The 23,507-nt window shown below is 68.7% G+C and carries 19 protein-coding genes and 1 pseudogene; 8 read left to right on the top strand and 12 right to left on the bottom strand.

What is annotated here, in order from left to right:
- Positions 1-93: 93 nt before the first annotated feature.
- Positions 94-2,331, bottom strand: coding sequence for an FUSC family protein (locus WS92_RS10675; RefSeq protein ID WP_059930191.1), 2,238 nt, complete (start codon positions 2,329-2,331; stop codon positions 94-96).
- 205 nt (positions 2,332-2,536) lie between these two features.
- On the opposite strand from WS92_RS10675, the gene WS92_RS10670 reads away from it, so the two are divergent.
- The gene (locus tag WS92_RS10670) at positions 2,537-3,547 is read left to right on the top strand and encodes a LysR family transcriptional regulator (protein WP_009914671.1); all 1,011 of its coding nucleotides are present in this window, start codon (positions 2,537-2,539) and stop codon (positions 3,545-3,547) included.
- A gap of 211 nt (positions 3,548-3,758) precedes the next feature.
- On the opposite strand, the gene WS92_RS10665 is transcribed toward WS92_RS10670, so the two are convergent.
- Positions 3,759-4,061 (bottom strand): DUF4148 domain-containing protein, encoded by a 303-nt coding sequence (locus WS92_RS10665; protein WP_015603033.1) that lies wholly within the window; start codon positions 4,059-4,061, stop codon positions 3,759-3,761.
- A 68-nt stretch (positions 4,062-4,129) separates the two neighbouring features.
- Positions 4,130-4,364 (bottom strand): annotated as a pseudogene (locus tag WS92_RS37155) (hypothetical protein).
- Positions 4,365-4,381: 17 nt separating this feature from the next.
- On the opposite strand from WS92_RS37155, the gene WS92_RS10660 reads away from it, so the two are divergent.
- The 5 genes from WS92_RS10660 (at position 4,382) to codA (ending at position 10,349) form a co-directional block, all read left to right on the top strand.
- Entirely contained in the window at positions 4,382-5,536 is a 1,155-nt protein-coding gene (locus tag WS92_RS10660; protein ID WP_059930189.1) for a porin, read from the top strand.
- Between the two features lie 119 nt (positions 5,537-5,655).
- The gene (locus WS92_RS10655; RefSeq protein ID WP_059930187.1) at positions 5,656-6,120 is read left to right on the top strand and encodes a VOC family protein; all 465 of its coding nucleotides are present in this window, start codon (positions 5,656-5,658) and stop codon (positions 6,118-6,120) included.
- Positions 6,121-6,593: 473 nt separating this feature from the next.
- On the top strand, positions 6,594-7,856 hold the full coding sequence (gene codB, locus WS92_RS10650) for a cytosine permease (RefSeq protein WP_009914674.1): 1,263 nt from the start codon (positions 6,594-6,596) through the stop codon (positions 7,854-7,856).
- A gap of 4 nt (positions 7,857-7,860) precedes the next feature.
- Positions 7,861-9,093 (top strand): PucR family transcriptional regulator, encoded by a 1,233-nt coding sequence (locus tag WS92_RS10645; RefSeq protein WP_059930185.1) that lies wholly within the window; start codon positions 7,861-7,863, stop codon positions 9,091-9,093.
- Entirely contained in the window at positions 9,093-10,349 is a 1,257-nt protein-coding gene (gene codA / locus WS92_RS10640; protein ID WP_059930183.1) for a cytosine deaminase, read from the top strand. The genes WS92_RS10645 and codA overlap by 1 nt, the downstream gene beginning before the upstream one ends.
- A gap of 63 nt (positions 10,350-10,412) precedes the next feature.
- On the opposite strand, the gene WS92_RS10635 is transcribed toward codA, so the two are convergent.
- The 4 genes from WS92_RS10635 to WS92_RS10620 all read right to left on the bottom strand — a co-directional run bounded on the left by WS92_RS10635 (position 10,413) and on the right by WS92_RS10620 (position 14,509).
- Complete coding sequence (locus WS92_RS10635) at positions 10,413-11,717, bottom strand: MFS transporter (RefSeq protein ID WP_006027568.1); 1,305 nt, start codon at positions 11,715-11,717, stop codon at positions 10,413-10,415.
- Positions 11,718-11,913: 196 nt separating this feature from the next.
- The gene (locus WS92_RS10630; RefSeq protein ID WP_006027567.1) at positions 11,914-12,846 is read right to left on the bottom strand and encodes a 3,5-dioxohexanoate:acetyl-CoA acetone transferase; all 933 of its coding nucleotides are present in this window, start codon (positions 12,844-12,846) and stop codon (positions 11,914-11,916) included.
- 71 nt (positions 12,847-12,917) lie between these two features.
- Positions 12,918-13,715 (bottom strand): SDR family oxidoreductase, encoded by a 798-nt coding sequence (locus WS92_RS10625; protein ID WP_059930180.1) that lies wholly within the window; start codon positions 13,713-13,715, stop codon positions 12,918-12,920.
- Between the two features lie 65 nt (positions 13,716-13,780).
- Positions 13,781-14,509: a GntR family transcriptional regulator gene (locus tag WS92_RS10620; RefSeq protein ID WP_006027565.1), complete on the bottom strand. Its 729-nt coding sequence runs from the start codon at positions 14,507-14,509 to the stop codon at positions 13,781-13,783.
- Positions 14,510-14,831: 322 nt separating this feature from the next.
- Between WS92_RS10620 and WS92_RS10615 the strand changes: the two genes are divergently transcribed.
- Positions 14,832-16,160: a chloride channel protein gene (locus WS92_RS10615; RefSeq protein ID WP_059930332.1), complete on the top strand. Its 1,329-nt coding sequence runs from the start codon at positions 14,832-14,834 to the stop codon at positions 16,158-16,160.
- A gap of 131 nt (positions 16,161-16,291) precedes the next feature.
- Here the strand turns inward: WS92_RS10615 and WS92_RS10610 are convergent, their stop codons facing one another.
- From WS92_RS10610 to WS92_RS10590, 5 genes are all read right to left on the bottom strand, one after another.
- Positions 16,292-16,615, bottom strand: a complete 324-nt coding sequence (locus WS92_RS10610) for an H-type lectin domain-containing protein (RefSeq protein WP_006027563.1) — start codon at positions 16,613-16,615, stop codon at positions 16,292-16,294.
- Positions 16,616-16,843: 228 nt separating this feature from the next.
- The gene (locus WS92_RS10605) at positions 16,844-18,421 is read right to left on the bottom strand and encodes a cytochrome-c peroxidase (RefSeq protein WP_308411139.1); all 1,578 of its coding nucleotides are present in this window, start codon (positions 18,419-18,421) and stop codon (positions 16,844-16,846) included.
- 46 nt (positions 18,422-18,467) lie between these two features.
- Positions 18,468-20,135, bottom strand: a complete 1,668-nt coding sequence (locus WS92_RS10600) for a phospholipase C (protein WP_015603269.1) — start codon at positions 20,133-20,135, stop codon at positions 18,468-18,470.
- 245 nt (positions 20,136-20,380) lie between these two features.
- Positions 20,381-21,361, bottom strand: a complete 981-nt coding sequence (locus WS92_RS10595; RefSeq protein ID WP_059930178.1) for an alpha/beta hydrolase — start codon at positions 21,359-21,361, stop codon at positions 20,381-20,383.
- 329 nt (positions 21,362-21,690) lie between these two features.
- Complete coding sequence (locus WS92_RS10590) at positions 21,691-22,335, bottom strand: response regulator (protein ID WP_059930176.1); 645 nt, start codon at positions 22,333-22,335, stop codon at positions 21,691-21,693.
- A 940-nt stretch (positions 22,336-23,275) separates the two neighbouring features.
- On the opposite strand from WS92_RS10590, the gene WS92_RS10585 reads away from it, so the two are divergent.
- The gene (locus WS92_RS10585; protein ID WP_015603889.1) at positions 23,276-23,497 is read left to right on the top strand and encodes a hypothetical protein; all 222 of its coding nucleotides are present in this window, start codon (positions 23,276-23,278) and stop codon (positions 23,495-23,497) included.
- Positions 23,498-23,507 lie beyond the last annotated feature (10 nt).

Below are 23,507 nucleotides of genomic sequence, written 5' to 3'. Positions count from 1 at the left end.
GACGGTGATGAAACTATATGACTCGGTCGGGTTGGGATTAATCGCCCGGCCTGGGGAGCTTCTTTCCATTTCGCACAACGATCGTTTCGCGCGTCACATGCGGCTCGCGCGCACGCGTTCGCGGGCGCGCGAGCCCCGATTGAACGGCGCGTCCTGATCGATCAGCGCGCTGCGGATGAAGTGCAGGCAACTGACGATGCGCTGCATCCGGCGGCGCTCGTCGGGCACCGCGTACCACAGGTGCTGCGTGTGCCGGACCGCGCGGATCGCGAGATTGACCGACTTCAGCGCACGCGCGAGCCGATGCGCGTCGGGCGTCTCGAACAGCCGCGGCAGCGCCTCGCGCACCGCGTCGATCAACGCGCTCCAGCGCAGCGCCTGCGCGGGCTGCGCGGCCGTGAACGCCTGCATCTCGCGCCGCAGGTCGATCACCGCGTGGCCGATTTCGAGCGTCGCGAGCATCCAGCGCAGCGCGTCGCGATGCCGGCGCGAGCGCTTCATCAGCAGATTGCGCAGTTGCGACATCAGATCGTGCGAGCTCGACTGAAAGCGCTGGTCGAGCCCTTGCAGCGGGCCGTCGCACGCGAGCGCGATCTGCCGGCGCAGGTCGCGCGCGATCCGGCCGGTGAGCCACGGCATCTCGGCGGGAAACACCACCGCGAACGCGATCGATGCGGCGAGCATCGACACGACGAGCGCGAGCCCGTTGTTGATCAGCACGTCGGGCGCGTAGACGATCACGTTGTCCGGCCCCGCGAGCAGGCAGAAGAACACGACGAAGCCGATCCCGTAGCCGGACTTGCCCGGACGCGTCGCGAGATACGCGCCCGCCGCGAGCACGGGCGCGAGCGCCACGCACAGCAGCGGGAAGCCGTCGATGTTCGGATACACGCGGCACACGTACAGATAGCCCGCGAGCGTCGCGAGCGCCGCGCCCGCGGCCATCTGCGCGACGAAGCGGCTCGCGCGCGGCGCGGTCGAGCTGAGCGCGCACGCGATCGCGGTGCCGATCACCGCGAGCGCGCCGCTCGGCCACTCGGACGCGATCCAGAACGCGCTCATCGCACCCATCGCGACGAGCGTGCGCAGGAACGTGAAGCCGACGAAGTAGCGATTGGTCTTCACCGCGTAGCGCGTGATCGAGCGTTCGAGCACGTGGCTGTCGAGCGCGAGCGACGCGTGCGTTTCCGCGTAGCCGAGGAATTCGTCGACGAAGCGGTAGAGCAGCTCGATCGCGGTGTCGAAGTCGAGCACGCCGGCGGGCGCGAGCGTCTCGACCGCGCGTCGCGACGCGCGCGCGCGCTTGGGCAGCGCGGCGAGATACGCACTCAGCTCGACGAGCGCGACCGAGGGCGTGGGCGCGGGCGACGATGACGGCGCCGCGCGCGGCTGCGCGAGATCGCGGCGCAGCGCGCACAGCACGTCCGACAGCGCATCGACGTGCGGGGCGATCGCCGCGAGCACCTCGGCCGCATGATTCGCGCGCAGCCGCCTGAGCAACTGATGGAACGCATGAAGCCGCGCGCACGCGTTCATGAACTCGCTGTTCAGCCGCGCGAGCCGGCGGCTGCGCGCGCGGATGTGCGGGTCCTCGAACGTCGCGAACGCGCGGGTCGCCTCGAAGCCGACGATGCCGTCGACGAAGTCGGCGAAGCGCCGCTCGAAATCGCGGCGCTCGACCGCGCCCGCCATCGTGCTCGCCGCGAACGCGACGAAGCCGGCGTGCCGCGCGTTCAGCGTGCGCATCAGCGCAGCGCTCGAGCTGAGCGGAAACACGAGCGCGCTGACGGCGCCCGAGCAGAAGATCCCGACCGCGACTTCGGCCGCGCGCGTGAGCGCCGACAGAAACAGCGTGTTCGGCGCCATCACCGCGGGCAGGCCGATCAGCGCGGCGGTGTAGCCGGCGAGCACGTAGCCGTACCAGCGGAAGTGCCGGTTGCGCACGGCGGCCGCGATGCAGCCCGCGACCCACAGCGTGATGCCCGCCATGTACAGCTCCGGCTGCTGCGCGAAGAGGCCCCCTAGCGCGAGCGCCGCGACGAGCCCGACGCCCGTGCCGACGACGCGATAGAAGCTCTTCGCGAGCACCATCCCGCTCATCGGCTGCATCAGCACGAACACGGTCGTCATCGCGATCCGCGGCTGCGACAGGTCGAGCAGCATCGCGATGCCCATCGCGAGCAGCGCGGCCGCCACCGTCTTCGCGAGATGCAGCCAGACGAGGCCGTCGTGGCCCGCCCAGTCGCGCGCGAGCCTGACGGCGCTTCGCAGCCGCCCCTGCCATCGTTGCGGATCGATGAGGAATCGCTGTAGCGCGGGCTCGTGCTTCATGGCTGTGGGCGGTGCTTCTGGCGGGCGCGAATCGGGGGCCTCCGGCCTCGCGCGACGATGCCAGTCCGACCGGAGAGGCGCCGATTGTAGGAGTCGCGCGCACGCGCATTAACGCGACCACAGGGAAACCATAGTTGCCGTGGCAGCAACAATGTGCGGTCCTTGCGGGAGGACAATATCGTCTCTACATACGTTTCGGACGGGAATGGATACGCTACAGAACATGCGGGTGTTCGCCCGCGTGGTGGAGGCGGGCAGCTTCACGGCGGCCGCGCAATCGCTGAATTCGACAACGGGCGCGATGTCGCGCGCGGTGTCGGAGCTCGAGGCGCGGCTGCGCACGCGCCTGATGAACCGCTCGACGCGGCGCCTCGCGTTGACGCCCGCGGGCGAGCGCTACCTGCTGCGATGCCGGCAGATTCTCGCCGACGTCGATCAGGCGGAGGAGGAGGCGAGCTGCGCGCACGAGCGCCCGGCGGGCGTGCTGCGCATGCACAGCTTCGCGAGCATCGGCCAGCACTACGTGCTGCCGGCGCTCACCGCGTATCGCAGCCAGCATCCGGACGTCTCGATCGAGCTCACGCTGTCGCAGCGGATGCCCGACCTGTTCGACGGATCGAGCGACATGGCGGTCGTGACCGCGTCGTCGCTGCCCGATTCCGAGCTGGTGTCGCATCTGCTCGGCTCGACGTTCAGCATCCTGTGCGCGACGCCCGCGTATCTGCGCGCGCACGGCGCGCCGCGCACGCCGCGCGATCTCGCGCGGCACGCGTGCCTCACGCTGCGCACGCCGGCGTTTCCGACGAACGAGTGGCTGCTCGAAGGGCCGAACGGCGCCGAGGAGATCAAGGTCGACGGCCCGGTGCAGACCAACACCGCCGAGTCGCTCGCGGTTGCGATCCGCGCGGGCATCGGCATCGGCATGCTGCCGCTCTATGCTGCGATCGAAGACCTGCGCTGCGGAAACCTCGTGCGCGTGCTGCCCGCGCATCGGCTGCAGAAGATGAACGTCTACGCGCTCTATCCGTCGCGCCGCTTCATCGACGCGAAAGTGCGCACCTGGGTGGAAGCGCTGCGCTTTCACATGCCGAAGATGATCGCGCGCGACGAGGCGATGCTGTCGGCGATCGGCGCGGAAGCGTCCGATGCGACGCAAAGCGCGATCGCCGGGGCGCTCGACGTCGGGCTCGAATCGGCGCACGCGCTCAGTCATTGAGTGATCCATGCGTCGATGTCGGCGCCGGCATGTCGCCTGCATGTCGCATGTCGCATGTCACGGGCTCGGCTTCGGCGATGCGCGGCGTTCGTTCGCGCGATCGAGAGGGGGCGGCCGCGCGACGGCGAGACGGCAAAAAAGAGGCGGCGCATCGCGCCCGCCTCTTCACCGACGATGCCTCCCTGAACGATGCCTCCCGAGCGATGCCCGCTTACTGCGCGCCGGCCGCGGGCTTGCCAGCTTGTGCCGCGCCCGCGACGGCCGGACCGTGCGCGGCCTCGGCCGCCTTGCGTGCGGCGAGGCGCTTCGCGTCGAGACGGCGCTGGGCGGCCTGGATGTCGTCGGGGTAGGTGTTGTCGTTGCCGCGCGACGGCTGATAGCCGACGGATTCCAGATCGACGAGTTCCTGAATGACTTGCGCGCGCGTGAGCGAGCCGTTCGACGACTGGGCAAACGAGACGGCCGGTGCGGCGAGCACGAGGGCGGCGGCAGCGGTGACGACGATCGATTTCAAGATGACCTCCAGTGTGATTCGATTCGATGCAGTTCGCGGTTCGGCGTCCCGAACTGACGAGGCAAAGTCTACGCAGCCGCCGCGCGCGGAAAAACCGGCCGCGCCGGCACGCAGCCTTCCAGATTGCACAACACTGAAGGGCGCGCGGCGCGCGTCACGCGGCCGATCGGGGCGAGGCTTCGTGACGGAAATGTGTCCGTTCGTTCCGGCCTGCGCAAAGAAGCGCTGCGCATCGGGCCGCAGATCCGGAGCGAACGAATCCCTAAACTCGACCGTCGTCGGATCGAGTCGTTTCATTCCAATCAACAAGGAGTTTCGTTGTGAAAAACATCCGGTTTGCATGCGCAACCGCAGGGGTTCTGGCCGCGACGGCCGCGCACGCGCAGAGCTCGGTCACGCTGTACGGCCTGATCGACGCGGGCATCATGTACACGAACAACGTCGCGAGCGGCAATTCGCACGGCGGCCTCGTGCAGGCGACGACAGGCGCGGTGAACGGCAGCCGCTTCGGCGTGCGCGGCGCCGAGGATCTCGGCGGCGGCCTGAAGGCGCTGTTCGTGCTGGAGAACGGCTTCAACGCCGAGAACGGCAAGCTCGGCCAGGACGGCCGGCTGTTCGGCCGGTTCGCGTACGTCGGGCTGTCCGACAATCGTTTCGGCACCCTGACGATCGGCCGGCAATACGATTCGCTCGTCGATTTCGTTGCGCCGCTGTCGGCGACGGCGGGCACGTTCGGCGACGCGAGCTTCGCGCATCCGTTCGACAACGACAACCTGAACCACTCGCTGCGGATCAACAACGCGATCAAGTACACGAGCAACACGTACGCGGGCTTCAAGTTCGGCGGCATGTACGCGATGTCGAACAGCACCGATTTCGCGACGAACCGCGCATACAGCTTCGGCGCGAGCTACACGCGCGGGCCGCTGAGCGTCGCGGCCGGCTACCTGCAGATCAACGGCTCGAAGGGGACGACGGCGGGCAGCCCGGGCGCGGTCGACATCGTCGAATCGGCGGCGAACGGCAAGGGCGGCTTCTCGCTCGGCGCGGACCGGATGCGCTCGTACGGCGGCGGCCTGAACTACGCGTTCGGCCCGGCGACGGTCGGCTTCGTCTACACGCGCGCCGAATACGAGAACACCGCGTCGTTCGGCTCGACGGGCGGCACGGTGCGCTTCGACAACTACGAACTGAACGGCAAGTATCAGTTGACGCCCGCATTCAGCATCGGCGGCGCGTACACGTACACGGACGGCCACGTCGACAACACCGTCAAATACGGTTCCGATCCGAAGTGGCATCAGGTCGATCTGCAGGCGGTGTACCGTTTGTCGCTGCGCACCGACGTCTACCTCGAAGGGATGTACCAGCACGCGTCGGGCCGCAATTACGTCGCGATGATCAATACCGCGGGCGGCGCGTCGTCGACGGGCAATCAGGTCGTCGCGGCGGTCGGCCTGCGCACGCGCTTCTAACGGTTCCGGCACCGCGCCGCGTCGCGCACGGGTAAGGGACGGAGCCCGAATTTATGGCTTGACGCCGCCTGCGGCGTTGACGACAGTGGTGCTTCGCCAACTCCGGAGGAGCCGTTCCGATGAATGCCACGTCCCATCGCCCGTCGTTGAGCAGCGCGGTGTTCTACCGCGATCCGCGCGCCGCGCTCGAATGGCTCGAGCGCGCATTCGGCTTCGCGCGCTGCGTCGTCGTCAGCGATGCGCAAGGGCGCATCGCGCACGCCGAGATGTCGTTCGGCGACGGCATCGTGATGATCGGCGAGGGCGGCTGGAGCGACTTCGCGGTCAGCCCCGAGTCGCTCGACGGCAAGAATACGCAGTGCGTGCACGTGCAACTCCAATCCGACATCGACGCGCATTGCGAACGGGCCCGCGCCGCGGGCGCCGTGATCCTGCAGGAGCCCGCCGATCAGTTCTACGGCGACCGCACGTATCGCGCGCGCGACCCGGAGCGGCACGTCTGGACGTTCGGCCAGACGGTGCGCCGCGTGTCGCGCGAAGAAGCCGCGCATCACAGCGGGCTTTCGATCGAAGGCTGGCGATGAGCGCGCCGTAGCGCATTCGCTTCGCACCGATTTCCGTCGCGCCGCGCAATCGGCCAATCGATCCGTCCGCCTATCATCCGACGATTGGCCGGCCGCGCGAGCCGCCGGATGCGCGCACCGTTCTCGCTGCATTTTTCAGCGCGCTTTTTCTGCGAGCGCTCGCTAACCGATTTCCCAAAAATATGTCAGCCAAAATCCGGGCATTATCGGCAATTATTTCAATACCCGCGCGAACCGGTTTTCGCCGCTCGAATTATTCCTCTTTGATCGTGTGATTGCGTTGAGCGATTTGCACAGTAAAATGGCGGCCGGGTAGCGGCATGATGGATGTCGCTTGTGCAAGGTGAATGACGGGAATTGTCCGCTTTGCCATACTCGAGTTCGATTTCGGTATTAATTGTCCGAATCGGGATGCGGCGGCTTTATTGGCCGGGCATCATCCGTTCACGCTGAAATGCTGGAGGCCAAAAGACATGGCGACACGGGGCGAATTTTCATTGAGCGAGGTGCCGGCGCACGAGCGCAAAGGCGCACTGTCGATCACGATGGTGCTGCTCAGCTTCACGTTCTTCACGGGCACGATGTTCGCGGGCGGCAAGATCGGCGTCGCGTTTCGCGTCGTCGACATGGTGTGGGTCGCGGTCGTCGGCAATCTGCTGCTCGCCGCCTACGCGGCCGCGCTCGCGTTCGTCGCGTCGCGCAGCGGGCTGAATTCGGTGCTGATGGGGCGCTTCTGCTTCGGCGAAGTCGGCAGCAAGCTGTCCGATTTCCTGCTCGGCTTCGCCGAGCTCGGCTGGTACGCGTGGGGCACCGCGACTGTCGCGATCGTGCTCGTCAAGATGCTCGGCTGGCCCGCGTCGGTGACGACGCCGCTGATGGTGCTGTTCGGATTTGGCTTCTCGATCACCGCGATCGTCGGCTATCGCGGGATGGACGCGCTGTCGCGCGTGTCGGTGCCGCTGATGTTCGTGCTGCTCGTCACGTCGATGTGGATCGCGACGCGCGACGTCGGCGGCTGGCCGGGCCTCGCGAAGATCGTGCCGACGCAGCCGATGAGCTTCGCCGCCGCGGTCACGATGGTGTTCGGCACGTTCGCGAGCGGCGCGACGCAGGCGACGAACTGGACGCGGCTCGCGAAAAGCGGCCGCGCGGCCGTCGCGGCGAGCATGATCGGCTTTTTCGTCGGCAACGGGTTGATGATCGTCGCGGGCGCGTACTGCGCGATCGTCTATCAGCAGTCCGACATCGTCGAAGTGATGATGCTGCAAGGGCTGTCGATCGCGGCCGTCGTGATGCTCTGCCTGAACCTGTGGACGATCCAGGGGCCGACGATCTACAACGTATCGGCGGCCGCGTGCCATCTGTTGCGCAGCGAGCGCCGCCGCACGCTGACGCTCGCAGGCGCGGTGCTCGGCATCGTGCTCGCGATCGGCGGCATGTACGAACTGCTGATTCCGTTCCTGATCCTGCTCGGCTCGATCATTCCGCCCGTCGGCGGCGTGATGCTCGCCGACTTCTGGTATCGCCACCGCGGCCGCTATCCGGCGATCGCGACCGCGCGGCTGCCGCGCTTGAACGCCGCCGGGCTCGCCGCGTATGCGATCGGCGCGGCGCTCGCATACGCGTCGCCGTGGATCGCGCCGCTCGTGGGCATCGCCGCGTCGTCGCTCTGCTATGTCGTGTTCGTGCAGATCGCGGGCCGAACCGCGCGTGCGCCGTCGGTCCAGGGGGAGTGAAGCGATGAGTCTGACCGTGGGCGAGATCCTGCAGTTGCCCGGTCTCGAAGAGCTCGCGCTGCGCGCGGGCGAGCGCGGCGTGCAACGGCCGGTGCGCTGGTACTACGTCGCGGAGAACGAAGGCATCGCCGACTGGGTGATGGGCGGCGAGCTCGTGTTCGTCACCGGGATCAATCATCCGCGCGACGAGGCGAACCTGCTGCAACTGATTCGCGAAGGCGCGAAGAGCCGCATCGCCGGGATGGTGATCCTGACGGGCGAGGCGTTCATTCGCCGCATTCCCGATTCGGTCGTCGCGCTTGCCGAGCAGCTCGAGATCGTGCTGATCGAGCAGCCGTATCTGCTGAAGATGGTGATCGTCACGCAGTTGATCGGCACCGCGCTCGTGCGGCACGAGAACACGCTGCGCTCGCAGCGCGACATCGTGAACCAGTTGCTGACGGGCGATTACCCGAGCATCGACATCGCGGCCCATCGCGCGCGCAACCTCCAGCTCGCGCTCGATCGGCCGCGCCGCGTCGTCGCGCTGCGGCTCGCGGGCGTGCCCGCGCTCTTCGAAGGCCGCGATCCGGCCGCGGCGGAGGCGCTGCTGCAGGATGCGCGGCAGACGGTGCAGCGCGGCCTGGACGACTGGCTGCGCGACGAGGACGGCGCGTTGCCGGTGGTCGAGCAGGGCGAACTGTTCGTGCTGCTGCTGCCGTGCGACGATCCGCGTTTCAGGAAGCACAAGCTCGCGCTCGGCGCGCTGCGCGACGCGTTGAACCGGCAGATCGGCCCGCTCACGCTGTTCGTCGGGATCTCGTCGACGGTCGGCGCCGCGCGCCATTACTGCCGCGGGCTCGCCGAGGCGCGGCAGGCGCTCGGCGTCGCCGAGGGCATGCGCGCGGGGCAGGGGCTGTGCGACTACAGCGAGCTGGGCGTGCTGAAGCTGCTCGCCGCCATTCCCGATCCGACGCTGATCGACGGCTTCGTGAAGGAAACGCTCGGCAATCTGCTCGACAGCAACCGCAAGCATCCGACGATGCTGATCGAAACGCTCGAAGCGCTGCTTCAGGAAAACGGCAACGCGATCAAGGCGGCCGAGCAACTGTCGATCCATCGCAACACGCTCAATCACCGGCTGCGCAGGATCGAGACGCAATCGGGGCAATCGCTCGCCGATCCGTATTTTCGGTTGAACGCATCCGTCGCGCTGCTCGCTTGGCGGATGTCGGACACGCAACGACAGGAGTTCTGATGAAGCTCATCAACGCGACGCTGCGCAAGCGCAGCGGCCTTTTCAGCATCGCGCTCGACGGCGGCGCGATCGCGAGCGTCACGCCGCAGCCGGCGCGCATCGGCGTGCAAGGCGCGCCGCGCGCGGACGAAATTGACGTCGACGGCAAGCTCGTGATCCCGCCGCTCGTCGAGCCGCATATCCACCTCGATGCGGTGCTGACGGCGGGCGAGCCCGAGTGGAACATGAGCGGCACGCTGTTCGAGGGGATCGAGCGCTGGGCGCAGCGCAAGGCGACGATCACACGCGAGGACACGAAGGCGCGCGCGCATGCGGCGATCGGGATGCTGCGCGATCACGGCATCCAGCACGTGCGCACGCACGTCGACGTGACCGACCCTTCGCTTGCGGCGCTCGAGGCGATGCTCGAAGTGAAGGCCGAGGCGCGCGGGCTGGTCGATCTGCAGATCGTCGCGTTTCCGCAGGAAGGGATCGAATCGTTCGACGGCGGCCGCGCGCTGATGGAGCGGGCGATCGAGATGGGCGCGGACGTCGTCGGCGGCATTCCGCACTTCGAGAACACGCGCGAGCAGGGCGTGAGCTCGATCGCGTTCCTGATGGATCTCGCCGAGCGCAGCGGCTGCCTCGTCGACGTGCACTGCGACGAGACCGACGATCCGAACTCGCGCTTTCTCGAAGTGCTCGCCGAAGAGGCGCGCGTGCGCGGGATCGGCGCGCGCGTGACGGCGAGCCACACGACCGCGATGGGCTCGTACGACAATGCGTACTGCTCGAAGCTGTTTCGCCTGCTCAAGCGCTCGGAGATCAACTTCATTTCGTGCCCGACCGAGAGCATTCATCTGCAGGGCCGCTTCGACACGTTCCCGAAGCGCCGCGGCCTCACGCGCGTCGCCGAGCTCGACCGCGCCGGGATGAACGTGTGCTTCGGCCAGGATTCGATTCGCGATCCGTGGTATCCGCTCGGCAACGGCAACATCCTGCGCGCACTCGATGCGGGGCTGCACATCTGCCACATGATGGGCTATCAGGATCTCGCGCGCAGCCTCGATTTCGTCACCGACCACAGCGCGCGCGCGATGCATCTCGGCGAGCGCTACGGAATCGAGCCGGGGCGCCCCGCGAATCTCGTCGTGCTCGACGCGTCCGACGATTACGAGGCGCTGCGGCGGCAGGCGAAGGCGCTGCTGTCGATTCGCGGCGGCGACGTGATCATGCGCCGCGTGCCCGAGCGCATCGACTACCCGGCCGCGCGCTGACGCGTGGCGGCGGACGCATGCGGCCCGCCGCTTGCCGCTCACCGCCCGCCGCGTTCGATGCCGTCACTCGTGCCCGTGACGCAGCCGCAGGCTCGCGAACGCGGCGACGACGAGCGCGATCGCGAGAAACGCGAGGCCGTTCTTCGCGTGGCCGGTCGTCTGCTCGATCGCGCCGACCACGGTGGGCCCGACGAAGCCGCCGAGCAGGCCGCACGTGTTGACGAGGCCGAGCCCGCCCGCGAGTGCGCTGCCCGCGAGGCGCGAGGCCGGAAACGTGAAGACGATCGACTGCACGACGAAGAACATCGACGCGGCCGCGCACGCGCTCGCGAGCGCGGCCGCGGGCGGCGCATACGCGGCGCAGACGAGCCCCGCCGCCATCACCGCGAGCCCCATGCACAGAATCCGCCGCGACCGCGACGAATCGCGCGCGAAGCGCGGCAGCGTCGCCGCGCCGAGCGCCGCGGCGATCCACGGCATCGCGCTCAGCAGGCCGACGACGATCGGCGTGACGCGTCCCGATTCGCCGATGATGCCAGGCAGGAAGAAGATCATCGTGTAGATCGTCAATTGATGGCAGAAGTACACGAAGATCGCGAGCCAGATCTGCGGATCGCGCAGCGCGGCGCCGAACGCGTGCGCGCCGTGCGCCGCCGTGCCCGCCGCCTGCTCGTTCGCGAGCGTGCGCTCGAGCGCGCGGCCGAGCTCGGGCGCGAGCCAGCGCGCGTCGCTCGGCCGGTCCGGCAGGCGGGTCCAGATGACGAACGCGAGCGCGATCGCCGGAACGCCTTCGACGATGAAGAGCCACTGCCAGCCGTGCAGCCCGAGCGCGCCGTCGAGCTCGAGCAGCGCGCCCGCGAGCGGGCCGCCGACGATATTCGCGACGCATACGCCGAGCAGGAAATAGCCGGTTGCGCGCGCGCGTTCCTCGCGACCGAACCAGTAGGTCAGATACAGCATCACGCCCGGAAAGAGCCCGGCCTCCGCGGCGCCGAGCAGGAGCCGCATCGCGTAGAAGGAGGTTTCGCCGCGCACGAGCGCCATCGCGACGGACAGCGCGCCCCACGTGATCATGATCCGCGCGATCCAGAACCGTGCGCCGGCGCAATGCATGATCAGATTGCTCGGGATCTCGAACAATGCGTACGTGAGGAAGAAGAGCCCCGCGCCGAGGCCGTATGCCGCCGACGAGAGGCCGAGATCGATGGCCATCGAGTGCTTCGCGAACGCGATGTTCGTGCGGTCGAGAAAGCTGATCACGTACGCGGTGATCAGGATCGGCATCAGCTTGCGAAACAGCAGGCGGTTCAACGACGCGCGCGCGTCGCCGACAGGCGGATAGAGGGCTTCGGCATGGGGTGCGGACATGGGTGCGACTCCGTGAGAGGCGATCCGGAGCGCACGGCAAGCACGGCGCTCCGCGTTCAGCAGATGACGGGCAGATGCGCGGGCCGCGCGCCGGCGGCGCTCGGGGCGAGCGGGGCGAAAGGCGGCCTGCCGGGCATCGGCGTGCGCCGATGCCGCGTGTCTGCGCTTGCGTGTCGAATGGTCGGGCGGCGCGGGCTCAGAAGTTGACCGCGTCGCCGCCCTTGAGCGCGAGCATCGCGCGCGCGTCGGCGGGCGTCGCGATCTCGAGCGACAATCCTTCGAGCACCTGACGAATCTTGCGCACCTGCGCGGCGCTCGATTCGGCGAGCTTGCCGGGCGCGATCCACAGCGAATCCTCGATGCCGACGCGCACGTTCGCGCCCTGGGCCGCGCCGATCGTCGCGAGCGGAATCTGGTTTTTGCCCGTGCCGAGGACCGACCACACGTAATCGCCGCCGAACAGGCGGTCCGCCGTGCGGCGCATGTGCGCGAGATCCTCCGGATGCGCGCCGATGCCGCCGAGGAGCCCGAACACGCTCTGGATGAAGAACGGCGGCTTCGCGAGCCCGCGCTCGACGAAATGCGCGAGGTTGTACAGGTGCGAAATGTCGTAGCACTCGAATTCGAAGCGGGTGCCGTTCGCGCTGCAGTTCGCGAGGATCGTCTCGATGTCGGCGAACGTGTTCTTGAACACGAGATCGCGGCTCTTTTCAAGATGCTCGCGCTCCCACGGATGCCGGAATTCGCGAAAGCGCTCGAGCATCGGATACAGGCCGAAGTTCATCGAGCCCATGTTCAGCGACGCGACTTCGGGCTGGAAATGATGCGCGGGACGCAGGCGCTCGGCGACCGTCATGTGCGGGCTGCCGCCCGTCGTGATGTTGATCACCGCGTTGGTGCGCGCCTTGATGCGCGGCAGGAATTCGGCGAACACGGCCGGGTCCTGCGTCGGCCGGCCGTCGGCGGGATCGCGCGCGTGCAGGTGCAGGATCGCCGCGCCGGCTTCGGCCGCCGCGACCGCGGCATCCTCGATCTCGCGCGGCGTCACGGGCAGATGCGGCGACATCGACGGCGTATGGATCGCGCCCGTCGGCGCGCAGGTGATGACGACTTTGCGGGGGCTGGCCACGTTAGGGCTCCTTTCGATGCTCGGCGGTGAAGGGAGATGGAGGCAATGAAGGGCGAATGAATGGCGGCGGATCAGAGCGCCTCGACGTTGCCGCAGACGGAAATCGCCTGTCCGGAAATCCCGTGCCCGCCCGGCGAGCAGAGGAACAGCGCGGTCGCCGCGATCTCGTCCGGATCGGTCATCCGGCGCAGCGAGATTTTCTCGAGATAGCGCGCTTCCATCTCGTCGTGGCCGATGCCGAGTTGCGCGGCGCGCGCCTCGATCACGCGGCGCATCCGCGGGCCGCGCACGATGCCCGGCTGGATCGCGTTCACGCGGATGCCGAGCGGGCCGAGCTCGATCGCGAGGCTCTTCACGAGGCCGACGACCGCCCACTTCGTGGCCGAATACGGCGTGCGAAACGCATAGCCGAGCCGCCCCGCGACCGACGACAGCGCGATGATCGCGCCGCCGTGCGGCGCGTCGCGCAGCATCGGCACCGCGCGGCGCGCGAACTGGAACTGCGCGTTCAGGTTGATCGCGACTGTCTGCTCCCATTGCGCGGGATCGATCTCGTCGATGCCGCCCGTCGGTCCGGCGACGCCGGCGTTGTTGACGAGCACGTCGAGCCCGCCGAGCGTGCGCGCGACATCGTCGAACACGCGCCCGACGGCGGCCGGATCGGCGACGTCGGCGAGCGTCGTGCCGAGCGCGGCGCGCGACGGCCGGTCCGCGAGCGCGGCAAGCGCCTTCTCGGACGCGTCGCAGACGTGAACCTTGCCGCCGCATTCGGCGAACGCGTCGGCGATCGCGAGTCCGATGCCGGACGCGCCGCCCGTCACGAGTACGCGCAGCCCGGCGTATGGTTTCAGCAGATCGATTGCGGCCATGCGTGTCTGTCTCCAGTGATGTCAGTTGTTTTGTTTGGCGATGCAGATGATTCGATTCGCGAAGCCTATTCGTTCTTCGCGTTCTTCGCGAGCCGGCGCGGGCCGAGCCGCTCGCGCCCGGCCGCGAGCGTCCCGGCGAGGTCGTGCGCGGCGCCGCCGATGTCGAGCGCGATGCCCGCACGCGCGCCCGCGCCGTCGCGGCGCTCGAGCGCGTCGACGATCGCGCGGTGCGCGTCCATCGAGCGCCGCATATGCGGCACGTCGAGCGCGACCATGTTCAGGAACGGGCCGATCCGCATCCATAGATTCCGGATGATCGCGAGCGTGTTCTCGCTCGCGCCGTGCGTGTAGATCGCGTTGTGGAACGCGAAGTTGCTTTGCAGGTACGCGCGGCTTCGGCCGGCTTCGACGTGCGCGTTCATCGTCTCGCAGATGCGCCGCACGCCGGCGATCTGCGCGTCGGTCATCCGCGTCGCCGCGCGCTCGGCGACGCAGCCTTCGAGCGCGATCCGCACGTCGCGCAGCTCGTCGAGCATCTCGACCGTCATCGGCGGCACGACGAGCGCACGGTTCGGGCCGTCGACGAGCGCGCGCTCCGCGCGCAGCCGCGTGAGCGCGGCGCGCACGGGCATCGTCGACGAGCCGACCGCCTCGGCGACGCTGCGCAGGCTGAGTGCCTGGCCGGGCGCGAAGCGGCCGCTCATCAGCGCCTCGCGCAGTTGCTGGTAGACCTTGTCGGCCATCGTTTCCTGTTCGATGGCTTCGAGAGCGGGCGGGACGATGCGCGGCGCCAAGACGGACTCCTTGTAGTTTGATCTGTGATCCGTGATCACACTTGCGGTGTCATGAAGTGTTGTCGATGCGATGCGCGGTGTCAAGCGCGCGGCGATCAGGGAAAACGCGAGGAGGGGCGCCTGGGGCGTGACACGGACAGCGTCGCCGGTCCGGGCGGGACGAGCGCAACGCGTGACGTCGGATTGAATGTGTAGAGCTCATCAATGGATAAGAAAAATCCATTTGTTTCATGATTGACCGGCGCATACGATGGCGCCATTCGTCCATGCCGAGCGAGCGTGCCGAGACGCGCGCGTTCGCTTCCTCGATTCGTCATCGCACATGTTCAATCCGATCGCATCTGCTTCGTCCGCTTCGTCGATTCCTTCCGCCCGGCCGTCGTCATCCGCGTCCGCCGCCGCGCGCGGTCCGCTCGTCGAGCTCGCCGCCGTCACGCTGCTGACGGGTGTCGGCGCGGGCCTGGGCGGCATGCTGCTCGCGCTGCTGCTGCACGCGATCCAGCACGTCGCGTATGGGTACGACGTCGCGCACGCGATCGGCGAAGAGAGCTTCCTTCAGGGCGTGACGGCCGCGCCTCCGCTGCGGCGGTTCGTGGTGCTGATCGGTTGCGGCGTCGTCGCGGGCGGCGGCTGGTGGGCGCTGTACCGGTTCGGCGCGCCGCTCGTCGGCATTCGCCGCGCGGTGCGCGCCGACGATCCGCGAATGCCGGCCGCGAGCACGACCGCGCACGCGCTGCTGCAGATCGTCACCGTCGCGCTCGGCTCGCCGCTCGGCCGCGAGGTCGCGCCGCGCGAGATCGGCGCGATGTGGGCCGGCTGGCTCGCGCATCGCGTCGGGCTGCCCGCTGCCGACGCGCGGGTGATGGTCGCGTGCGGCGCGGGCGCCGGGCTCGCCGCCGTCTACAACGTGCCACTCGGCGGCGCGCTGTTCGTGCTCGAGGTGCTGCTCGGCACGTTCGCGTGGCGCGCGCTCGTGCCGGCCGTCGCGACGTCCGCGATCGCGACGCTCGTCGCCTGGATCGGGCTCGGCAACGAGCAGCAGTACCACGTCGCGCCGCTCGCGGCCGGCGCTTCGCTGTTCGCGTGGTCGGCCGTGTGCGGGCCGCTCTTCGGCGTCGCCGCGTACGGCTTCGCGCGGCTGACCGCACACGCGCGGGCGCGCGCGCCGAAGGACGCGCGGCTGCCGGTGCTCGCGCTCGTCAACTTCACGATCGTCGGCGCGCTCGCGACGGTGTTTCCGCCACTACTCGGCAACGGCAAGGGGCCGGTCGCGCTCGGCTTCGACGGACAACTCGTGATGGGGCTCGCGGCGACGCTGCTCGTGCTGAAGATCGCGATCACGTGGAGCAGCCTGCGCGCGGGCGCCGAGGGCGGTCTGCTGACGCCGGGGATCGCGAACGGCGCGTTGCTCGCGATCGTGCTCGGCGGGCTATGGAGTGTTGCGTGGCCGGGCGAGCCGACCGGCGCGTTCGCGATCGTCGGCGCGGCCGCGTTTCTCGCCGCGTCGATGCAGATGCCGCTCACCGCGATCGTGCTCGTGGTCGAGTTCACGCGCGTTGGGCACGATTTCCTGATTCCGATGCTGATCGCGGCGGCGGGAGCGGTCGCGGTGTTTCGGGTGCTCGCGCGGAGGAGAGAAAGAAAGGCGTGACCGGCTCGACGGCGCAATCGGCGATGTCGATCGGCGATGCCTGCCGCCGGCGCGATTCGACAGGCATCGCCGTTTTCCGCGCGAACATCGGAAGCGCGTCGCGCGCCGCGAATGCCGCGCCGAATGCCCGATCAGGCGGGCGTCTCCGCGATGTAGGCCAGATGCAGATTCTGGCCCCAGCCGCTCGTCGTGTACTCGTCGCGAACATAATCGGTGCGGCAGATGTTGACCGTGAAATCGGTCTTGCTGACGTTGATCACGGTGACGGCGAACGTGTCCGGATACGGAGACGCATGTTTCGGGTCCTGCAACGCGCTCGCGATGACAACGGGAATGGCGGTGAATTCCGCCGGGAACGGAACCTTGACGGTCAGCGGCGCATTGATCCACGGCTTGCCAGGCGGCAGCTTCTCGCGCGGCCCGACGACGTGCGTACCGACGAATTTCTGGGTCATGTCGAATTCTCCATCGTATTGTTGAAGTAATGCGATGCACGGGCCCGTCGATGACCGACGGCCGTACGAACGTTATAGAAATCGCGCCGCGCGACGAACAACTCGGAGACGTTGTAGCTTGCGGGCGCCGGCCGTCGCCGGCGGCGTGGGCCGGGGAACCGGGGGGCGGGAGAGCCCGGAATCGCGAACACCCCCGTTCGCGATTCCACCCGCCGCACATCGCGAAGCTCAGCGCTTCTCGTCGGTCAGCGTGTTCAGGAATGCGACGATGTCGCGCATGTCCTGCCCGGTCATCGCGGGCGCGTCGCCCGGCTTGCGGTCGAACGGCGCGTCGGCGACGTCGACGTTCGCGCGATATGCGCTAGGGATGTCGTCGTATTGCTGCACTTGGCCGCTCGCGTCGCGCGGATAGATCCTGCCCGGATCGACGCTGCGCAGGTTGTAGAACGCGAGCACCCGATCGAGCGAGTGATAGACGCCGTTGTGGAAGAACACGCGGCGCGTCGCGACGTTGCGCAGCGACGGCGTCGCGAACATCCCGCAGTATTGCGTCTGCGTTTTCAGGTCGTCGCGGAACGGCCCGCAGACGCCGAGATCGTGGAACGCCGGATTGCGGTTCTGCGCGAGCGCGCGGTTGCGCGGCACGCCGAGCGCTTCGTACTGGAAATCGGTGAACATCGGCGGCAGGCCGTCCGCGCCCGGCTTCGACAGATGGCAGCCCGCGCAATTCGCCTTCGCCGGATCGTTGAAGAGCCGCAGCCCGCGCAGCTCGGCCTGCGTGAGCCGCGCGTCGCCTTCGAGCCAGCGGTCGTACTTGCTCGAATACGGATGGAACGACGGGTCCTCCACCTGGTAGCGCGCTATCGCGAACATTGCTTCGGACACCGCAAGACGCGCGTCGTCGAAGATACGCGGGCCGAACAACTGCCGGAACTGCGGCGCGTACCGCGCGTTCGCGAGCTTGTGCGCGACGTCGTCGGTGCTCGCGTTCGCCATTTCGACCGGATTCATCAGCGGGCCGAACGCCTGCTGCTGCAGCGTATCCGCGCGGCCGTCCCAGAACATCCCGCCTTGCGGCACGAGTTGCGGCGCGGCGTCCGCGCCCGCCGTCTTCTGCGCGCGCACGACGCCCGCCGCCGACGCGGCCTGTTGCGCGACGCTCGCCGCATCGTCGTTCTCCGACGAGTCGGGGCCGATGCTGAAGTTCGGCTGGCGGTACAGATACATCAGCGACGGCGGCGGCCGGTAGCCGGGCCGCGTCAGCGCGGCGCCGCCCAGTTGCACGTCGAGATCGTTCGGCGGGCCGTATGCATGGTCGGGACTATGGCACGACGCGCACGACTGTCGGCCCGACGCGGACAGCGACGGATCGAAGAACAACGCCCGGCCGAGCTGCGCGACCGCGCTCAACGGTTCGGCGGCCGGGCGGCGCAGCACGACCGGATGCGGATTCGCGCCCGTCAGGTCTTCGACGATCGCGCCGACCGCGCTCGGCGCGTGCTCGGGAAACGCGAGCGCGAATGCGGCGAGACCGAGCACGCCGAACGCGGCGGCCGACAGCACGTGGCGCATCGCGTGCGCGCGGCGGCGGCGCGCATGGGGTGCATGGGGCGAGGGGGCGGAAGGCGCCGCCGATGCGCACGCGTCGAATCGGGCGGGGCGAGGAGGCCGGGCGGAATCGTCGGAGCGGGAAGGCGCAGCGGATTGCGCGGAAAGCGGTTCGGCCATGCTGGAGCGTTCGGTCGTGATCGTGCAAAAGAAAAATCCGGCGCGGCGCGCCGGAACGACAGCCGGCCAGTTGCGCATTGCGCGTCGCGCGGCAGCGCGGCGCGCCGCGTGCGTGACGAGGACGTCAGATCGAAGGCGCCGTCGCGAGCTTCGTGCCGAGCGTCGGGTCGAGGTACAGCGGCGTCTTGTTCACCGCGCCCGAGAAGTCGAACAGATCGCGCATGTCGCCCGCCGTCGCATCGAACGAGCCGCCGCCGATCCGCTGGCCGCCGAGCCAGTTGTCCTCGATGAAGCGCACGACCGACGCCTGGTCGATCAGCGTGTGGCTCACGTAGTTCTGCTTCGCCCACGGCGATACGACGACGAACGGAATCCGCGTGCCCGGGCCGCAGCGGCCGTTGACGGGCGCGCCGGCGACGCCCGTCGTCGCGGCGCCGGCGCCGCACACGCCGTTGCCGTTCAGTTGATCGACCGCGTCGAACGACGCGCGCGTCGGCGACGTGTACGCATGGTCGTACCAGCCGTCCGAGTCGTCGTACGTGACGATCACCGCGGTGTTCGCCCAGTCGGGCTGCTGCTGCAGGAAGTTGATGATCTTCGTCACGAACTGCTGCTCGTCGAGCGGGTCCGAGTAGCCGGCGTGCGCGTCCTGCGCGGCGGGCGCCTTCAGGAAGCTGACCGACGGGAAGTTGCCCGCCTTCACGGCCGCGAAGAAGTCGTCCGAGTCGTACTGGTGGTTCGCGGGCTCGGGCGTCTTGCCGTCCGTCTCGACGCTCGAGCCGATCGCCGCGATCGCGCTCGGGCGCGTGTGCTGCGGGTTCGCGGTCGACGCGTAGTACTGGAACCAGTTGTGGTGCGGGATGTAGTCGGCTGTCGCCGCGTTCACCGCGGTCGCGATCGTGCTGCGCTTGCAGCCCGTCGTGCCGTTCGCGTTCGCCGTCGACAGGTTGAAGCCGCCCATGAAGCCGCCCCACGTGATGTTGCGCGCGTTCAGCAGATCGCCGATGTTCTTGCCGGACATCATCGCCTGATCGGTCGGGCTCGAGCACACGTCGTAGCCCGGGTCGACGTCGTTGATCATCGTGAGGCCGCCCTGGCCGTCATTGACGTAGTACGAGGTCTTCGCGAGCGTCGACACGGCCTTCGACGTCTTCACGATCTGCATCCCGTCGGTCTGGCCGGCGATCACGTTGAGCGCGCCCGGCGTCGACGGGCCGTAGGTCGACGTGTACGCGTTGTCGCTCATCGCGAAGCGCTGCGCGTAGTTCCACAGCGCGGTCACCGTGTTGCCGTCGAAGTAGCCCATCACCTGGCCCGTCGTGCCGAACGCGCCCGCGCCGCCGCTCGAACCCTTGCCCGTGTATTTCGGGAAGAGGTCCGCGAGGCCGTTGTCGTACGCCTGCTCTTCGGCCGTGTACGCGTGGTTCTGGTCGGCCGTCGCGGCCTGCGTGCGGTCGAGGCGGAACGGATTGGCCGCGCCCGCGCCGTTCGCGGGATTCGTCGCGTTCGGGTTCGCGGTGAGCAGCAGGCCCGACAGGCCGTTGATCGGCGGCGTGCCCGACGCGGCGCTGAACGCCGGCTCGCCCGGCGGGTTCGCGGCGTTCGGATAGGTGCCGAAGTAGTGGTCGAACGATACGTTCTCGCCGTAGATTACAACGAGGTGCTTGATCGGCGTCGCGGTCTGCAACGCGTTTTGCGACGTGACGGGCGTGCTGCTGTCGGTGCCGCCGCACGCGTAGAGGGCGATGGCCGATCCGGCGCACGCGGTGGCGATCAAGGCTCGACGAAACATCAGGCAGGACTCCAATGAAAGATCGCTCGATTGACGGCGATCCGCGGAGGATCGCGCGACGGGAGCCGGCTGCGCGGCAAGAGCGGGCGTCGGGGACGCGCCGCGCGCCGGAAACGAAACGGCAGCATTGGATCAGTTCGGTATGAAGTTATGGAGGCGCTGCGCCTTCGGCAGGGTTACAGGCGGGTATCGGCGGCGTTACGGGCGGAAAGACGATCGTAGGGCGCGCGCCGCGCGCGATTGCATCACGGCAGCAGCCGGTTCAGCCGCGCCCACTGCTCGAAAAGCGCGGGCCATGCGTGCACGGCGCTGCCGGGCTTGCCCATTCCCCAGCCGTGGCCGCCCGCCTGGAACGCGTGCAGCTCGACGCTCGCCTGCGCCGCGCGCAGCGCGCTCGCCATCAGCAGGCTGTTGTCGATCGGCGCGATTGGATCGTCGAACGCGTGCGCGAGAAACGTCGGCGGCGTGCGTGCGCTCACGTGCAGGTTCACCGACAGCGCTTCGCTGTCAGCCTGAGCCGGATGCGCGCCTATGGCGTGCAGCCGCGTGCGCGTGCGATCGAACGGCGGCATCAGCGTGAGCACCGGATAGAGCAGCGCGGCGAGATCGGGGCGCGCGGATTCGCGATCGGCGTCGTCGACGCTCGCGTAGCGCCGCGCGTCGGGTTCGACGGCCGTCATCCCGGCGAGATGTCCGCCCGCGGAAAAGCCGACGATCGCGATCCGCGCGGGATCGATGCCGTCGCGCTTCGCGCGCGCGCGGATCACGCGCATCGCGCGCTGGCCGTCCTGCAGCGGCGCGAGCCGCGACCAGCCTTGCCCGGGCAGCCGGTACACGAGCTCGAACGCGGTCACGCCGAGCGACTTCAGCCACGCGCACATCGGCGTGCTCTCGTTGCCGAGCTCGATGTGATCGTAGCCGCCGCCCGCGATCACGAGCGCCGCGCCGCCATTGCCGTGCGCGGGCCGGTAGACGTCGAGCCGCGGCCGGGCGACGCGCGACACGCTGCCGTGCCTGCCGCTCCGCTCGCCGTCGCCTGCGCCCGTCGCGACCGGGTCGGGCGCGGGGCCCGGCCACAGCGCAATCGTTTCATCGGGAACGGCGCGGGGCGCGTCGCCCGGCTGCGGCGCGCCGTGCATGGCGGTCTGCGCGTGCGCGGCCGGCGCGATCGTGTCGAGCGCGCCGGCGAGCGCGGCGCCGAGCAGGCTGCGTCGGGTGAAGTCCATGTCGAAGGCTCCGGATCGGAATCGGAAGACGACGCCGCTTTCGCGGCGTCGGCATCGTAGGGGAAAGCGCGTGCGCGGGTTTGCCGAGGGCGGGGGGCGAGTCTCTCGCGGCGCGTTCGTTGCACGGCCGGTCCACGCGGCCGTCGGGCCATCGCGATTTCGCGACGGCTCGTGCGCATCGGGACGCCGGGCGCGGGCGCGCCCATGTTACCGGATGCGCGGCGCGGCATCGCATGACGCGCCTTCGCCGCGGCCGGCAAATGGGCGCGGAAATGGGCGCGGCGCGACCGGACACGTGGCCCGCGGCGCGATCTGCGGCGCGGCGCCGATCACGGCGGATCGCCGATCCGATGCGCGACCGCGTACCGCACGAGCGCCGATTCGTTCGGCAATGCCAACTTGTCGAGCACGTGCGCCTTGTAGATCCGCACGGTCTTCGCGCTGATCCCGAGCGCTTGCGCGATCTCGGCGGGCGTGTCGCCCGCCGCGAGATGAAGGAATACCTCGAATTCGCGCTTCGACAGCCGCTCGTGCGGCGGCACGTCCGCGTCCGACGGCGCATGCAGATTTTCCGCGAGCTGTTCGGCGACGTCCATGCTGACGTACACGCCGCCTGCCGCGATCTTGCGCAGCGCGGCGATCAGCTCGTCGCAACCGCTTTGCTTCGTCAGGTAGCCGGACGCGCCGGCCTGGAATGCCTCGGCCGCGTGCCGCTGGCTTGCGCGCGCGGCCATCACGAGGACGCGCGTGGACGGCGCCGTGCGGCGGATGCGATGGATCAGGTCCGCGCAATCGTGGCCGAGCGTGGTTTGATCGAGGAGCGCGATTCCGGCGCGGCCCTGCTTGACGAGCTCGAACGCGGACGGGGCGTCGCCTGCCTCGCCGTCGATTTCGAACTCGCCGGATTTTTCGAGTATGTGTCGCAAGCCGTCGCGCAACACTGCGTGACGGTCCACCATCAACAGCCTGATCATCGGCGAAGCCTCGTAGCGCGCACCTGCTTATGGCCATCGCGTATCGGCGATCAGCGCTCGCGCCGCGCCGCGTCGCGGCGGCGCGCGAACGCATGCGGCGATCCGGCCGAACTCCGGACGCTCGTTCCCCGGACCGTTGCGTCGCGTCGGGCGTCGGCGGGTTTCTCCGAACCCGGCGCGCGCGTTGCGACAAGTCGCTACGGCTTGAAAGGCGTCGAGGCTGCGGCTTCGTGCGAGCTGCGCGGCGCCGACGATATCCGGCGGATGCGGCGCGACGCGTTCGCGCGGATGTGTCGTTCACGTCGTCGGTTTCGTCGTCCGCCGAATGGCGGACGTGCGGTGCGGCGCTCGAGCCGAGTGCCACGTTTCAATCTTATGCCACCTTGCTTACGTGATCCTGATGGTTGCGCGCGCAATCGTATGGGTGAAATCGCGGATGGCGTTTCGCGGCGCGGCCCGGCGAATTGCTCATACCGTCGGACGACAGGCTTGCCGCACGATGTCGGGACCGTGTCGATTAGTCTGCGTGACCGGGCGGACGACGCCCGCCGATGACGATGTCGATGCGCGGTGTTGCGACGTGTCCGCTCGAAGCTTCGTTGCGTCGAAAGTCGGCGAGCGCCGGCAGCGCGGCTGTTCGATTGCACCGCGCAATTCGAAACGAGGAAAACGTTTTTCCGATGCGCGTGCGAGCCGCGCAAACGCAGGCGCAGCCGGCGAATCGCCGCGCCATGCCCGCGAAAACGGCAATCGAATCCGCTGCGGAATCGGCAAAATCCTGCAAGCCGACGAATTGCGGCCATGCGCTTATCTCGTAATTGCCGATATTCTTTCGCGGCCTGTGCCTGCACAGTGCGAGGGAGCGCAGTTTCGAACACGGACCCAGCGTGAGCGACGCGGCCGGCGCAGGCACGCGGCGCTCGATGACGGAGACATGATCATGTTGACGCCGCATGAACTCTCGACGTTGTTGTGTATCGCGCGTTCGCCCGAGGATGTCGACATGGGCGATCCGGAATTCGTTTCGCTCGTCGAGATGGGGCTCGCGACGGCGATGGGCGGGGGACGGTCGATCGTGCCGGGCGCGCTCCTGACGCCGCTCGGCCGCGAACTGGTCGAGCGGATCGCGTGTGCGAAGGCGGCCGCGGTGCAGCGAATCTGAGCGCCGCGGC

The sequence above is a fragment of the Burkholderia sp. MSMB1588 genome (assembly GCF_001546925.1).
Lineage (GTDB): Bacteria > Pseudomonadota > Gammaproteobacteria > Burkholderiales > Burkholderiaceae > Burkholderia > Burkholderia humptydooensis.
This window is presented reverse-complemented; position numbering and strand designations above follow the sequence as displayed.

Bases quoted from the DNA above. Each gene is read 5' to 3' on its own strand.
- WS92_RS10675 (WP_059930191.1), bottom strand. From the start codon at position 2,331: ATGAAGCACGAGCCCGCGCTACAGCGATTCCTCATCGATCCGCAACGA.
- WS92_RS10670 (WP_009914671.1), top strand. From the start codon at position 2,537: ATGGATACGCTACAGAACATGCGGGTGTTCGCCCGCGTGGTGGAGGCG.
- WS92_RS10655 (WP_059930187.1), top strand. From the start codon at position 5,656: ATGAATGCCACGTCCCATCGCCCGTCGTTGAGCAGCGCGGTGTTCTAC.
- codB (WP_009914674.1), top strand. From the start codon at position 6,594: ATGGCGACACGGGGCGAATTTTCATTGAGCGAGGTGCCGGCGCACGAG.
- WS92_RS10645 (WP_059930185.1), top strand. From the start codon at position 7,861: ATGAGTCTGACCGTGGGCGAGATCCTGCAGTTGCCCGGTCTCGAAGAG.
- codA (WP_059930183.1), top strand. From the start codon at position 9,093: ATGAAGCTCATCAACGCGACGCTGCGCAAGCGCAGCGGCCTTTTCAGC.
- WS92_RS10635 (WP_006027568.1), bottom strand. From the start codon at position 11,717: ATGTCCGCACCCCATGCCGAAGCCCTCTATCCGCCTGTCGGCGACGCG.
- WS92_RS10625 (WP_059930180.1), bottom strand. From the start codon at position 13,715: ATGGCCGCAATCGATCTGCTGAAACCATACGCCGGGCTGCGCGTACTC.
- WS92_RS10615 (WP_059930332.1), top strand. From the start codon at position 14,832: ATGTTCAATCCGATCGCATCTGCTTCGTCCGCTTCGTCGATTCCTTCC.
- WS92_RS10610 (WP_006027563.1), bottom strand. From the start codon at position 16,615: ATGACCCAGAAATTCGTCGGTACGCACGTCGTCGGGCCGCGCGAGAAG.
- WS92_RS10605 (WP_308411139.1), bottom strand. From the start codon at position 18,421: ATGCGCAACTGGCCGGCTGTCGTTCCGGCGCGCCGCGCCGGATTTTTC.
- WS92_RS10600 (WP_015603269.1), bottom strand. From the start codon at position 20,135: ATGTTTCGTCGAGCCTTGATCGCCACCGCGTGCGCCGGATCGGCCATC.
- WS92_RS10595 (WP_059930178.1), bottom strand. From the start codon at position 21,361: ATGGACTTCACCCGACGCAGCCTGCTCGGCGCCGCGCTCGCCGGCGCG.
- WS92_RS10590 (WP_059930176.1), bottom strand. From the start codon at position 22,335: ATGATCAGGCTGTTGATGGTGGACCGTCACGCAGTGTTGCGCGACGGC.
- WS92_RS10585 (WP_015603889.1), top strand. From the start codon at position 23,276: ATGTTGACGCCGCATGAACTCTCGACGTTGTTGTGTATCGCGCGTTCG.